The sequence below is a fragment of the Sporomusaceae bacterium ACPt genome, from assembly GCA_041428575.1.
In the GTDB taxonomy this organism is placed as follows: domain Bacteria; phylum Bacillota; class Negativicutes; order Sporomusales; family Sporomusaceae; genus Sporomusa_D; species Sporomusa_D carbonis.
In genome coordinates, this window is record CP155570.1 from 1,078,278 (window position 1) to 1,091,870 (window position 13,593).

14 protein-coding genes and 1 riboswitch are annotated in these 13,593 nt (G+C 45.6%); of the genes, 13 read left to right on the top strand and 1 reads right to left on the bottom strand.

Annotated features, from left to right (window positions below; all coding sequences use genetic code 11):
* Positions 1 to 253: 253 nt before the first annotated feature.
* The 13 genes from SCACP_RS05365 to purH all read left to right on the top strand — a co-directional run bounded on the left by SCACP_RS05365 (position 254) and on the right by purH (position 12,597).
* A complete protein-coding gene (locus SCACP_RS05365) occupies positions 254 to 1,591 on the top strand; it encodes a YeiH family protein (RefSeq protein WP_425060355.1) in 1,338 nt (445 codons plus the stop codon).
* Positions 1,591 to 1,911: a hypothetical protein gene (locus tag SCACP_RS05370; protein ID WP_425060356.1), complete on the top strand. Its 321-nt coding sequence runs from the start codon at positions 1,591 to 1,593 to the stop codon at positions 1,909 to 1,911. The genes SCACP_RS05365 and SCACP_RS05370 overlap by 1 nt, the downstream gene beginning before the upstream one ends.
* Positions 1,912 to 2,051: 140 nt before the next feature.
* Entirely contained in the window at positions 2,052 to 2,504 is a 453-nt protein-coding gene (locus SCACP_RS05375; protein WP_425060357.1) for a class I adenylate-forming enzyme family protein, read from the top strand.
* A gap of 327 nt (positions 2,505 to 2,831) precedes the next feature.
* Positions 2,832 to 3,596 (top strand): GNAT family N-acetyltransferase, encoded by a 765-nt coding sequence (locus SCACP_RS05380; RefSeq protein WP_425060358.1) that lies wholly within the window; start codon positions 2,832 to 2,834, stop codon positions 3,594 to 3,596.
* Positions 3,597 to 3,668: 72 nt separating this feature from the next.
* Positions 3,669 to 4,136 (top strand): C40 family peptidase, encoded by a 468-nt coding sequence (locus SCACP_RS05385; RefSeq protein WP_425060359.1) that lies wholly within the window; start codon positions 3,669 to 3,671, stop codon positions 4,134 to 4,136.
* Positions 4,137 to 4,154: 18 nt separating this feature from the next.
* Positions 4,155 to 4,628, top strand: a complete 474-nt coding sequence (locus SCACP_RS05390) for a YhcH/YjgK/YiaL family protein (RefSeq protein WP_425060360.1) — start codon at positions 4,155 to 4,157, stop codon at positions 4,626 to 4,628.
* A 93-nt stretch (positions 4,629 to 4,721) separates the two neighbouring features.
* A riboswitch (purine riboswitch) is annotated at positions 4,722 to 4,823 on the top strand.
* Positions 4,824 to 5,036: 213 nt separating this feature from the next.
* Positions 5,037 to 6,407, top strand: coding sequence for an NCS2 family permease (locus SCACP_RS05395; protein WP_425060361.1), 1,371 nt, complete (start codon positions 5,037 to 5,039; stop codon positions 6,405 to 6,407).
* Between the two features lie 114 nt (positions 6,408 to 6,521).
* The gene (gene purE / locus SCACP_RS05400; protein WP_425060362.1) at positions 6,522 to 7,013 is read left to right on the top strand and encodes a 5-(carboxyamino)imidazole ribonucleotide mutase; all 492 of its coding nucleotides are present in this window, start codon (positions 6,522 to 6,524) and stop codon (positions 7,011 to 7,013) included.
* Between the two features lie 39 nt (positions 7,014 to 7,052).
* Entirely contained in the window at positions 7,053 to 7,757 is a 705-nt protein-coding gene (purC, locus tag SCACP_RS05405) for a phosphoribosylaminoimidazolesuccinocarboxamide synthase (RefSeq protein WP_425060363.1), read from the top strand.
* Between the two features lie 116 nt (positions 7,758 to 7,873).
* The gene (gene purF, locus SCACP_RS05410) at positions 7,874 to 9,304 is read left to right on the top strand and encodes an amidophosphoribosyltransferase (protein WP_425060364.1); all 1,431 of its coding nucleotides are present in this window, start codon (positions 7,874 to 7,876) and stop codon (positions 9,302 to 9,304) included.
* Between the two features lie 72 nt (positions 9,305 to 9,376).
* Complete coding sequence (purM, locus tag SCACP_RS05415) at positions 9,377 to 10,414, top strand: phosphoribosylformylglycinamidine cyclo-ligase (protein WP_425060365.1); 1,038 nt, start codon at positions 9,377 to 9,379, stop codon at positions 10,412 to 10,414.
* A 15-nt stretch (positions 10,415 to 10,429) separates the two neighbouring features.
* Positions 10,430 to 11,059, top strand: a complete 630-nt coding sequence (purN, locus tag SCACP_RS05420) for a phosphoribosylglycinamide formyltransferase (RefSeq protein WP_425060366.1) — start codon at positions 10,430 to 10,432, stop codon at positions 11,057 to 11,059.
* Entirely contained in the window at positions 11,056 to 12,597 is a 1,542-nt protein-coding gene (gene purH / locus SCACP_RS05425) for a bifunctional phosphoribosylaminoimidazolecarboxamide formyltransferase/IMP cyclohydrolase (RefSeq protein ID WP_425060367.1), read from the top strand. Before purN ends, purH begins: the two co-directional genes overlap by 4 nt.
* A gap of 180 nt (positions 12,598 to 12,777) precedes the next feature.
* Here purH and SCACP_RS05430 read toward each other — a convergent pair whose 3' ends face one another.
* Positions 12,778 to 13,503, bottom strand: coding sequence for an SIMPL domain-containing protein (locus tag SCACP_RS05430; RefSeq protein ID WP_425060368.1), 726 nt, complete (start codon positions 13,501 to 13,503; stop codon positions 12,778 to 12,780).
* Between the last annotated feature and the right edge of the window lie 90 nt (positions 13,504 to 13,593).

The following is a 13,593-nucleotide window of genomic DNA, read 5'->3' on the forward strand; positions in this document are numbered from 1 at the left end:
TCAACTGGGGTTTGGTTTGCAGCGGATTGGATATGGATAAAAATTCATTGACAACACTTTGGAGCTGTGCTAATATCGTAAACACATAGTTAAATAATAGCTGATTGGAAAGACCAAAGGCTAAGGATATCTCCCGTAAAGGGGGACCTTGGCCTTTTTATTTTTATCCCTTTTATCTGAAGGGCTGAATGGAAAGTGATAGTTCAGGAATTTATTTTTAGGATTAATATTTAATGTAAAGAGGAGTGAAAAAATGGCGACTAGAACCCATATTGACACATGGTTTAAAAAAGAAGACTATTGGGCCGTTATCATTGCATTAGGACTAATTTTGATCAGCACAGCTGCGTTTTATAATGGTTCTGCTAAGCTACTTTCGACTATGGCCATTAACATTCCCGGCTGGTCAACTGATTTCGGCAAAATTGTCGGGTATTTGTCCAATAATTTAGCAGGTATTGCCTATCTATTTGGTTTTTTTGCTGTTGCATTCACTGGTGCCGGCCGTATTTTAGGATATCGGTCAACTAACTATCTGGCAAGTTTTTCGGTATTATTTATACTTTCGGTAATTGTTACAATATTAGGTTCAAATAAATTTATCAAAGATTGGCAACTGGAAACGCCGCTATTGGCACTACTTACCGGTATGATTATTAGTAACATGGTTAAGCTGCCACAGTGGTTCCAGTCAGGTTTAAGAACCGAGTTTTATGTAAAAACAGGCATTGTGCTTATGGGCGCTACTTTGCCGTTTACTGTTATAATGCAGGCCGGCCCGCTGGCAGTTATGCAAGCGACCATTGTTGCTGTCACAACTTTTACCGTTATATATTTTGCCGCTACCCGGCTATTTGGCCTTGATCCCCGGTTTGGCGCCACTTTGGCTGCGGGCGGTTCAATCTGCGGTGTTTCAGCGTCAATTGCAATTGGTGGTGCATGCCGGGCGGAAAAAGAACATGTTTCGATTTCCATCTCTATGGTTATAATTTGGGCAGTGGCCATGATATTCCTGCTGCCGGTTGCGGCTAAGTCGCTGGGGTTAGCTCCCGGACCGGCCGGCGCTTGGATTGGCACATCAGAATTTGCTGATGCGGCTGGCTTTGCGGCAGCCGAGGCTATGGCGGACGAGCGGGCAGTAAAAACATTTACGTTGATGAAAGTAGTTGGCCGGGATATGTTTGTCGGCATCTGGGCCCTATTAGTTGCTTTCTTATCGGTGACACGCTGGGAAAATAAGAATGTGGCTGAAGCCAGCCGGGTGAGCACTAGTGAGATCTGGCGGCGATTCCCTAAGTTTATCATCGGTTTTTTTGCCGCATCAATTTTTACCACCCTGGTTATTGCTTGTCTTGACCCTAAACTTGGTGCTACATTTACCAAAGAAGTTATTGGGCCGATCAAATCATTGCGTGGTTGGACCTTCACCTGGACTTTCCTGTGCATAGGTCTTACTACCCGCATTAAGGAACTTACTTCGTTTGGCTGGAAACCGCTGGCAGCTTTTGCTATCGGTGTAGTTATCAATGTTCCTCTAGGCTATATACTCTCGAATATCTTATTTGTTGACTACTGGCTGGGAGTTAAATAATGGTTAATTATACAACACGGGTAATCTTGAATCTTACAGATATTGGGCAAGCAAAAACTAGTCTGATAGGCAATGAACCCCGGCCTGAAGATGTCAGATATTACGGTAGGGTGCTGTCACACCGGGCTGAACGGATAGCCGGTATGATGGAAGTACTGGCTGCTGCCGGGTTTACTTTTACAGTGAAAAAGGACTACATTTATGCCGATTCAGAAGCAGTTGAGGCTGTAGCAGCTAAGCGAATGCTAGCAGAACAAGGTTTTTCTGACCGGGAGTACCAAATATATCTTGAATATCGCCGCCAATGGGGAGTTATGTAGCAGGAAAACTATAACAAATAGTGAATACTATATTATTAGTAACAAGCCCTGTTTTTCGTATTTGCGAAGACAGGGTTTCTGAATGATCAAAGGTGATATAATGGATAAATCAGCTACAACGATTGCTACTTACAATTTATGTGCTAAAAACTTTGCGGATAAGTTTATGCAGGGATATTTCAATCTACCTGCAGAAAACTTCGCAGGCGATTAAAGACGGTTGGCTTTATACTGGCGATTTGGCATATCAAGATTCCGAGGGTTATTTTTATATTGTCGACAGGCTGAAAGACCTAATTATTTCAAATGGCGAAAATATCTATCCCCGAGAAATTGAGGAATTATTATATACTTTTCCTGGTATTATCGAGGCAAGCGTAATTGGAGTTGCTGACGAACTTCGCGGCCAGGTAGCACGTGCCTACATAGTATTGGCAGAAGGACATGCCTTGGATAAAAAGGCGATAAGAGAATACCTTCAGGCCAATATTGCTGCTTATAAAATACCGCGAGATTTTGTCGTCATTGATGCTTTACCCAAAAATCAAACAGGCAAGATATTAAAACGTGTGCTTCATGAGCAAGCCGGGTAGCATGATTACGGCGGAAGTTTGGATGTTTTACTGTGGCGCAGGCTTATAGTCCGGTACTATCCTTCGTACCAAGGTTTGCCAAACAAGCCATAAAAAAACAATGTTTTTACATCGCGCCGAACTGTTGTTGAAATACCGGTTCGGGTAATGAGCTGTTAGGTATTTAAAAGTCCTGTTACTACAAAAGGTAACAGGACTTCTGATATTGGTTAATATACTTTACAACGGTGACATTGGATACAATGGGAAGGAAGGCTGATTATTGTGGTCCGGCTATTAAATAATAGTGACGTACCTGTTGTTAAGCAATATTTAGAAAAAAATCACATGGCAACAACTTTTCTGAGCGGCAATCTGGATAAGTTCGGTATTGAAAATGACAAAATCAGCCGCCGGTGCGGAGATTATTACGGATATTTTGAAGAAGGTAAGTTAAAGGGGGTATTGACGTTTTTTAACCTGGGGAGTGTCATGCCTCATTTTGAATCGTCAGGCGCGGTTAACGCTTTTGCAGAAATAATGCGTCAACGCAAGTTTGAGGTGGTGGCGGGAATGAAGTATGTAGTAGAACCGCTGTTTCAAGCCGTGGTGCAGCACAAGAAGGTTTTGGCGTATGAAGATAGCTATTATTTTGTAAACAACAAGTTTAATCCGTATACTATGCAATGCGATGGTCTGATTGCCGATGCTGAACAGGTTGATCGATCATTAGCTATTGATTTTGTTGTTGAGGCGTACCGGCAAGGTTTTCGGCGACGCTTTAACCGGGAGATGGCGGCAAAAATGCTTGATGAGCGTGCGGCAGGAGAAGATTTCATCTTCTTGCTTACTGACGGTAAACCGAGAGCCCAGGCAGCTATTCAGGTTATTACCAGCCGAATTAAGCAAATAGGCGGCGTATACACTAGTGAAGACAGCAGGGGGCGAGGCTATTGTAAAGCACTGGTGTCTGAACTGTGTCGTCGGATCATCGCCAGTGGTAAAACTCCTACTCTGATGTCGCGAAAAGATAATATTCCTGCTGTAAAAGCATATCAAGCTGTAGGTTTTGAATATTTCGATGATTATTTAATGGTGAAATTTGTAATTTAACTAAAGGGATTACCAATTTTTTACCGAAAATATGGACAAGTATATACAAATTGAATCAGGAGTGAGTATTCTATGCGGCCACTAATAAGAATTAATGCCGTATGCCTATTGATTTTTTTGCTTGTCTTGATAAATATTCCTGGTTACGCCGCGCCGAAAAAGCCGGTTCAGCCGGAACCGGACAGTGTTGTCAAAACTGCGGAAAAATACTTAAAAACACCGTACAAGTTTGGCGGCGAATCACCGAAAGGGTTTGATTGTTCGGGTTTTGTTAAATATGTATATAATAAACACGGCAAGAAGCTGCCGCGCACGTCTGACGACCAGTATATGACCGGCAAGAAAGTTGCCAAGGCTAACCTTAAGGCGGGTGACTTGGTATTTTTCACCACTTATGCGCCGGGGGCATCTCATGTCGGCATTTATTGCGGCAATGGCAAGTTTATTCACGTCTCATCCAGCCGGGGAGTAATGATTAGCCGCATGGATGAACCCTATTGGAAGCCGCGTTATCTTGGCGCCAGACGGGTAATCAACTAAACACCGGGAGGAATTACCATGATTTTTGGACACATCTCAACTTTGGCAAAAGACGCGCCCATTCTTCACAAAGTCTTAGTCAAGGGGCTTAACTACTTGGCTAAAACAGATTTAGCGGCCTTAGCGGCAGGCAAACACGAAATTGAAGGCAAAGATATTTATGTGGCTGTTAATGAGTATGAAACACAGCCGCGTGAGGTGCGCCGGGCTGAAGCCCATGTTGAATATCTTGACATTCAGTATATCATTTCCGGCCGGGAATTAATCGCCTATAGCTTGTTGTCGCCTGATAATGAAGTGCTGTCTGACGAACTGACGGCAAAGGACGTCATCTTTTATAAAACCGTCCGGCAAGAAACTGATTTGGTTATGACTGAGGGCATGTATGCAATATTTTTTCCCTGGGATGTGCACCGCCCTAATTGCGCTCTAAATGAACCTGGCAAGGTCAAAAAAGCTGTTGTGAAAATCAAAATGTCCCTGCTGAAATAGTACGGAAGCACTGTTTTCCGAACAATAACGCAGAATTTATATTTAAAGTTCGATTTTTTCGTTGACAGATTTTATCCTCTACTGGTAAAATAAATAAGGTAAATATATAGTGCTCGTATATATTTGAGGATATGGCTCAAACGTCTCTACCAGGCGACCGTAAATCGCCCGACTACGAGTGAAAGTGCGCCTAGGGTTCCGCGCAATGCCATGTGTGTTGCGGCTGCGACCAAGTGGCGCAGGTGTTACCGGCCTAACACTACACCGATGGGATAAAAACCCTGGCGGGGAAGTTTCGCTCTATTTAGCTTATGCGAAAATTTCCCTGTCAGGGTTTTTGTATTTGTACCGTATGGTGTGGAGTCTGACGGTACACAGTATAAATACTTTGGTAGAGGGGGATAAAAAATGTTGGAAAAATTGTTTGGACTCAGTGCCCGAAAGACAGATGTCAAGACTGAAGTAATTGCTGGTATTACTACTTTCATGACCATGGCCTACATACTGTTTGTTAACCCCAGTATTTTGGGGTCAGCCGGTATGGATAAAAATGCTGTATTACTGGCTACTGCCATTGGTGCCGGTGTGGTAACAATCATGATGGGTCTGTTTGTTAATTATCCGATTGCTTTGGCTCCTGGTATGGGACTCAATGCCTTTTACGCTTTTACAGTTGTTATTGGTATGGGGGTCTCCTGGCAAGTTGCGCTAGGTGCGGTATTTATTTCCGGTCTTATTTTTATTCTGCTTACTGTAACCCAAGTGCGTCAATTGCTGGTAGAAGGAATGCCTAATTCATTAAAACATGCTATTACTGTCGGTATCGGACTGTTTATTACCATTATTGGACTCAAACTTTCCGGTATCATGAGCATTCGTTTGTCGCTCATTCCGCCCACTTTAGAGAAAATTGTGGCCGCCCAAGGTAATGGTACACCGCTAAGTTTTGAAACTATTATTGAGATGGGCAAACTTGCGCATCCTGAGGTACTACTTGCCGTATTCGGTTTGGTATTTATTTCTGTTTTAATGGCTCGTAAAATTAAGGGTTCGATATTAATCGGTATTTTTGCTACAACTATTATCGGCATAATCATGGGTATTGTTAAAATTCCTGCCGGTTTTAGCCCGATAGCCATGCCCGATTTCAGTAAAAACGCCTTTTTTGCGCTTGATATTGCCGGTGCTTTAAATATGGGCCTGGTAGCCATTGTGTTTACATTCACTTTTGTTGAACTTTTTGATACTATGGGCACTTTGGTTGGTACGGCCTCCAAAGCCGGTATAATGGACAAAAACGGTAAGTTTCCCGGTATCGGTAAAGCCATGCTGGTAGACGCTACCGGTGTAAGTTTGGGCGCAATGCTGGGCACCAGCACCATTACCGCCTATGTTGAGAGTGCAGCTGGTGTCGGCGCTGGCGGCCGCACCGGCTTGACTGCCATTGTTTGTGGCGTGCTTTTCCTGTTGGCATTGTTTTTTACCCCATTGGCCGGTCTTATTCCTGATGCTGCAACTTCTCCGGCATTAATCATTGTTGGTGCGTTAATGCTTGAATCAATCCGCCATATTGATTTTGGCGACTTTACAGAAGGCCTGCCGGCATTTTTAACGATTGTCCTCATGCCATTTACCTATAGTATTGCTAACGGTATATCGGCCGGTCTCGTGATGTATCCGCTGTTAAAGCTGATTACAGGTCGTGGCCGCGAAGTGCACTGGATTGTCTATGTACTGGCAGTGCTGGTGGTACTCCGGTTTGTATTCCTGGCTGAATAACGGGGAAACTAAGCCCAGATATTTGAATAAATATCTGGGTTTTGTTACAGTGCCAATTAATGAGTGAATTTGAGAATAAAATTTGAACGCTACTTTACGAAAAAAGGTGATGACATGAAAGTTGCAATTATTATGGGAAGCGATTCTGACTGGCCGGTGCTGGAACCGGCTGTTAACCAACTGACTGAATTCGGTATTGAGACTGAGGTACTGGTAGCTTCGGCTCACCGGACGCCGGACAAAGTCCACCAGTTTGTAGCCAGTGCTAAAGAACGTGGCATTAAAGTCATCATTGCCGCTGCCGGGGCAGCGGCTCACCTGCCCGGAGTGGTAGCCAGCTTTACCACGCTGCCTGTTATCGGCATTCCAGTGAATGCAACACCGCTGGGCGGTATGGATGCTTTACTCAGTATTGTCCAAATGCCGGCAGGAATCCCGGTGGCTACCATGGCCATTAATGGTGCTAAAAATGCTGCGTTGTTCGCTGCTCAGATACTGGCGGCTCACAATGACAGTCTGGCAGATAGACTGGTTGCTCACCGTCAAAGCATGGCACAGGAAGTAGAGAAAAAAGCCGCCCGGTTGGCTGAAAAGCTCGGGAAATAATAGAAATGTATTTAATTTACTAAAGGAGGTTGCAAGACCATGACCCAAAAACCACTGTATGAAGGCAAAGCCAAGCAAATTTTCGCAACTGACAATCCTGATGAATTATTAGTATACTTTAAAGATGATGCAACAGCTTTCAACGGAGAAAAACGTGGTACTATTGATAATAAGGGTATTTTAAATAATAAAATTTCGGTGTTCTTTTTTAACCTGCTAGCTGAGAAAGGCATTCCTCACCATTTCATTAAAATGGTAAGCGACCGGGAGATGCTGGTCAAAAAACTTGATATTCTGCCTGTCGAAGTTGTTGTCCGCAATATCGCCGCCGGTAGCTTGGCTAAGCGTATTGGCTGGGAAGAAGGCCGCAAGCTGCCAACTACTGTAGTTGAATTTTACTACAAAAACGATGAATTGGGCGATCCGCTCATTAATGACTATCATATTAAAGCATTGGGCCTTGCAACGCCTGAGCAAGTTGAGACTATGGAAAAATACGCCTTGAAAATTAATGAAATTTTGTCTGGCTTTTTAAAAGACAAAAAACTGGAACTGATTGACTTTAAGCTTGAGTTTGGAGTGCACAAAGGAGAAGTTATCCTCGGAGACGAAATATCGCCTGATACCTGCCGGTTCTGGGACAGTGAGACTGGTCAGAAGCTTGATAAAGACCGCTTCCGCCGTGATTTAGGTAATGTTGAAGAGGCTTACCAGGAAGTGTTGAAACGCCTCATCGGCCAATAGGCCGGTTATAACGGGATGTCTTTCTTCCGCATGGGCTAAACATGTATAAGCAATTGTTATAGATGTTAGGTTTAGCCAGGCGGGGATAAACGGAGATGAGAAAAGGAGAACTGTTTGTGTTATACGATATACAAAGCGACAAATGGCGGGAAGAGTGCGGCATATTCGGTATTTTTGCCAGTCAGGAGAATGTGGCGCTGGCAACCTACTGGGGCTTGTATGCGTTACAGCACCGCGGCCAGGAGAGTGCCGGCATTGCCGTTACTGACGGCACCGTTATGGACGTGCAGCGAGGCATGGGACTGGTCAATGAAGTATTTAGAAACGGCCTGCCTGATATGCCAGCCCATATCGCCATTGGTCATGTCCGCTATTCGACAACTGGTTCAAGCCTTTTAAGAAATACTCAACCACTGCTTGTTAACTATTCAGGCGGTCAGATAAGCCTGGCTCATAATGGTAATTTAACTAATGCGCATGAGATCAGGGAGAAACTTGAGCAAAGGGGTAGCGTATTTCAAACTTCAATTGATAGTGAAGTAATTGTAAATCTTATTGCCCGTTCTTCTCAAGCCACTATTGAGGAAAAAGTTATTGATAGTCTGGCAGGCGTGCATGGCGCTTATTGTCTAGTAATTATGACCGAGACCAAATTAATTGGCGTACGCGACCCGCACGGTTTCCGGCCGCTTTGTATCGGGCGGTTGGGCGAAGGCTGGGTACTGGCGTCCGAGTCGTGTGCTCTTGATGCTGTTGGTGCTGAGTTTGTACGTGATGTTGACCCGGGTGAAATGGTGATTATCAGTAAAGACGGGGTTACATCCCGGCGTTTTGCTGAGAGTGACCGGCGGGCAGGTTGTATCTTTGAATACATTTATTTCGCACGTCCTGATAGTGTAATTGACGGTCAGAGCGTATATCAGGCCAGGTTTAACATGGGTCGTACGCTGGCCAGAGAAAGTGGATTTAAGGCAGATATTGTCATTTCAGTGCCTGACTCAGGAACCACCGCCGCTTTAGGCTATAGTCATGAATCAGGTATTCCCTTTGCGGAAGGGCTGATGAAAAACCGGTATATTGGCCGTACCTTTATCCAGCCTGAACAGAAAAAACGCGATATGGGTGTCAGGATTAAACTAAATGCCGTTGCGTCTGTGGTTAAAGGCAAATCAGTCATTATGGTTGATGATTCTATTGTGCGCGGTACAACCAGCGGCAAAATCGTGCGAATGCTCAAAGATGCCGGGGCCAAGACCGTACACATGTGTGTTAGTTCGCCGCCTATCGGTTTTCCATGTTATTATGGCATTGATACTTCAGCGCGCAAGGAACTTATTGCGGCTACAAAGAAAGTTGAGGAAATCAGGCAATTTATTGGGGCCGACTCGCTTCACTATTTATCATTGGAAGGCCTGCATGCCTCAATTTGCAATATTCCGGAAAAGACATTGTGTAATGCCTGCTTCAATTGCGAATATCCGGCACCGACGCCTTGCGAAAGGGATTGTGCCAGCAATAAATTCGTTTTTGAACCAGGGCGAAACTGATGATGGGACATTGTTTATCAGTTTCGATTTTTAAGAAGAATAGACTGCCCTTTGGGACAGGGGGATATTTTCATGACTGATAAATCGCTAACTTACCGTGATGCCGGGGTAGATATCGACGCTGGCAACAAAGCGGTTGAACTTATGAAACGCCATGTTCGCGCCACCTACCGTCCGGAAGTGTTGGGCGACATTGGCGGCTTTGGCGGCTTGTTCGCACTAAACGCCGGCAAATACCGTGAGCCGGTACTGGTGAGCGGTACTGACGGTGTAGGTACTAAGCTCAAAATTGCTTTTATGGCTGACAAGCATGACACAATCGGCCAAGACGCCGTGGCCATGTGTGTCAATGATATATTGGTGCAGGGCGCTGAACCGCTGTTTTTCCTTGATTATCTTGCTGTTGGCAAACTTGAACCGGAAAAAGTGGCCGCTATTGTTAGCGGCGTAGCTATGGCCTGCCGTGAATCAGGCTGTGCGCTTATTGGCGGCGAGACGGCCGAGATGGCCGGATTTTATCCTGATGGCGAATATGATATCGCCGGATTTTCCGTTGGCGTTGTCGACCGTGATAAAATTATTACCGGCGAGAAGGTCAGGCCGGGCAACGTACTTATTGGTCTGCCGTCAAGCGGTATCCACTCTAACGGTTATTCGCTTGTGAGAAAAATCTGCTTTGACGTAAAAAAACTTAGCATTGATACCTATATTCCTGAACTTGGTCGCACGCTAGGCGAAGAACTTTTAGAGCCCACCCGCCTGTATCCTAAAACGTGCCTGCCGCTTATTGACAAGTTTGATATTTACGGCATGGTACACATCACCGGTGGTGGTTTTTATGACAATATCCCCCGGGTGCTGCCTGAAGGCTGCAGCGTAGAAGTAGATACTGCCGCCTGGCCTGAACCCCCGATCTTTGCCTTGCTCAAAGACTGGGGTGGTGTAGCTAAATTTGAAATGTATCGTACTTTTAATATGGGAATTGGCATGATTTTAATAGTTCCGGCAGACCAGGTTGCAGCAGTGCAGGCCGATCTTGAATCACGTGGCGAGAAATCGTATATTATCGGCAAAGTAACGGCAGGTGCTTGTCAGGTGGAGCTTAGGTAAGGGAGGGCTTGGTCCGTGAACAAGACGGTAATTGGAGTGTTGGCCTCAGGCCGCGGCAGTAATATGCAGGCCATTGTTGACGCCATCGAGGCCGGCAGGCTTGACGCCAAAGTTGGTGTGGTAATCAGCGATAATCCTGAGGCCAATGTGCTCAAACGTATGGCTGGCTCTGACATTCCGGCAGTATGTATTGACCGCCGTCAGTTCGTCAGTAGGCAGGATTTTGAGGCCGCTGTTGCTGAAGAACTCAATGTTCGCCATGTCGAGCTGGTTGTGCTGGCTGGGTTTATGCGCATCTTAAGTCCGTACTTCATTGACCGGTTTGCCGGCAAAATCATGAATATCCATCCGTCGCTGCTTCCAGCCTTCCCCGGTGAAAACGCCCAGCAACAAGCACTAAATTACGGTGCCAAAGTCTCGGGCTGTACCGTCCACTTTGTTGATGAAGGCATGGATACCGGGCCGATTATCTTGCAAGAGGCCGTACCTGTCCAGGAGGACGACACAGTTGAGACTTTGTCTGACCGGATCTTGCATGCTGAACATATTCTTTACCCCCGCGCCATCGCTTTATACTGTGAGAAACGGCTGATTGTCGAAGGGCGGCGGGTGCATATAATTGAAAAGAGCGAGGGACTGCAATGAAGATTAAACGTGCACTCTTGAGTGTGTCTGATAAGACCGGCATCGTGGAATTTGCTCAAGCCTTACATAATTTTGGTATTGAAATTATCTCAACCGGCGGCACCATGAAAGTCATTAAAGAGGCTGGTATCCCGGTGACGTATGTCAGCGAGGTTACCGGTTTTCCAGAGATAATGGATGGGCGGGTTAAAACGCTCAATCCCTATATTCATGGCGGTATTTTGGCTATCCGCGACAATCCCGGACATCAGGCAGCCATGGCTGAACACAATATAAAAGGCATTGACATAGTGGCTGTCAACCTGTATCCGTTCCGCCAGACAGTGGCCAAACCAAGCGTAACATTAGAGGATGCCGTGGAAAACATAGACATTGGCGGTCCGGCGATGATTCGGGCTGCGGCTAAAAACTTCCAATATGTGACAGTGGTTGTTAATCCTCGACGGTATGAAGAAATAATCGCCCAGCTTTCGCGTAACGGCGAAGTGGATTTTAATGTCCGTATGGCTTTAGCGAAAGAAGCATTTAGCCACACTGCCGAATATGATGCCTATATTTCCCGCTATTTAAGCGGGCAACTTGGACAGGGACTATTTCCTGACACCCTGCATTTAGTTTACGAAAAAGTTCAAGATCTTCGTTACGGCGAAAACCCTCATCAAGCGGCAGCATTCTATCAAGAACAGCATTTTGCCGGTGCGGGTGTGGCTAACGCCAAACAGCTTAGCGGCAAGGAATTGTCGTTTAACAATATTGTCGATATTGAAGCTGCATATACGCTTGTTGCCGAATTTGAACAACCGGCGGCAGCCATTATCAAGCATACCAATCCTTGTGGCACAGGCATTGGGGCTACTTTGGCCGAGGCCTACGATAAAGCTTATCAGGCTGACCCCGTTTCAGCGTTTGGCGGCATTATCGGGTTAAACCGCGAAGTTGATAAAGTTACCGCGCAGCTTATTAGCGCGATTTTTGTCGAAGTTATTATTGCACCGGCTTTTAGCCAAGATGCGCTTGAAATTTTGACTCAGAAGAAAAACGTTCGCCTGTTGACGGCAAATCTGCCTCAGCCTGATAGCAGTCGCTTTGACGTCAAGGCGGTTTCCGGCGGCGTGCTGCTGCAACAGGCTGATATGGCAACGGCGCCCAGAGGTAACATGAAAGTTGTCACTAAGCAGCAGCCGACAGCGGCCGAGTGGGAACAGTTGCTATTTGCCTGGAAAGTGGTTAAACATGTTAAATCTAATGCCATTGTTATTGCTAACGGCAATAGAACGCTCGGTGTAGGCGCCGGACAGATGAACCGGGTAGGTGCTGCCGGTATTGCGTTGGCCCAGGCCGGCGACAATGCTAAAGGGGCTGTTTTGGCATCTGACGCTTTCTTTCCGTTTTCAGACACCGTGCAAGCCGCAGCTAAGGCTGGCATCACAGCCATTATTCAGCCAGGTGGATCGGTTAACGACGAAGATTCAATTAAAGCCGCTGATGAGTATGGCATAGCCATGGTATTTACCGGTATGCGGCATTTTAAACATTAATAAACAAATAGCTTAATGAGAAAGATCGCCACGCTTCGCTCGCGATGACCCCTTGGTTTTACTGTCATTGCGAGGAGCGGAGCGACGTGGCAATCTTCGGGCCGTAAACTTTTTCAGTCTGAAGGGGCAGGATGATCCTGCCCCTTATTTTTTTTTAGCTTGTTCTAAGGCTGACTTAGATTATTCAAGCTCTACTACTACCTGGACATGAGCCGTTAACAAGACCAGTCCTGGTGAGATGGGAGTTGTTGGTACAGCATCGGATAAGGAGCTTTTAGCATAAAGTCGGTTTGATACTTCCGGCGACTGAAGGTTGACGCTATTTTCATTGACGGCCTTGACTTTAACTACACGCTTGTTTAACGCAACGGCAATGGCGTCAGCTTTACTCATGGCATCACGGACGGCTTGAGCCAAAGCGGCATTTTTAACGTCGGTTTCGGCGCGTTTGCCAAACCGGATGCTATTGACTTGGTCTGCTCCGTTGGCCAAGGCAGTATCAATAATTTCACCGGTTTGATCTGGTGAGGTAGTTATTGTAATGTTATTGATAACCTGGTAGCCTCGAATGCTTGGAAGGCGACGACCGTTGTCGTCATTTTTGTATAACGGCGTTACAGTATAATGTGCCGTAGTTATGTATTCAGGTTTGATTCCCAGGTTTTCAAGCTGGCGGTGCAGTTTTGTCATAACATCGGCATTTTTGGTTTGGGCGGCAGCGATTGTTTCGGCTTCTGTCACTGTACCCAGATTGATGTAGGCAATATCGGGGGATATTTCTTCCTGGTGGGTGCCGCTAACCGAAACTTCGGTGGCATTGGAATGGTTCTCGGCAGCCAGAGTGGCCGGTATGGCCGCCAGCGTGAGAAGTAGCACTACAGCAAAGATTTTTATTGATTTGAACATGTTGATCATCTCCTTTTATACATATAAACGCTGCAATAAGTAAAAAGTAACGGTTAAATACTAATTTTTAAATATCTGATAACTATTGCT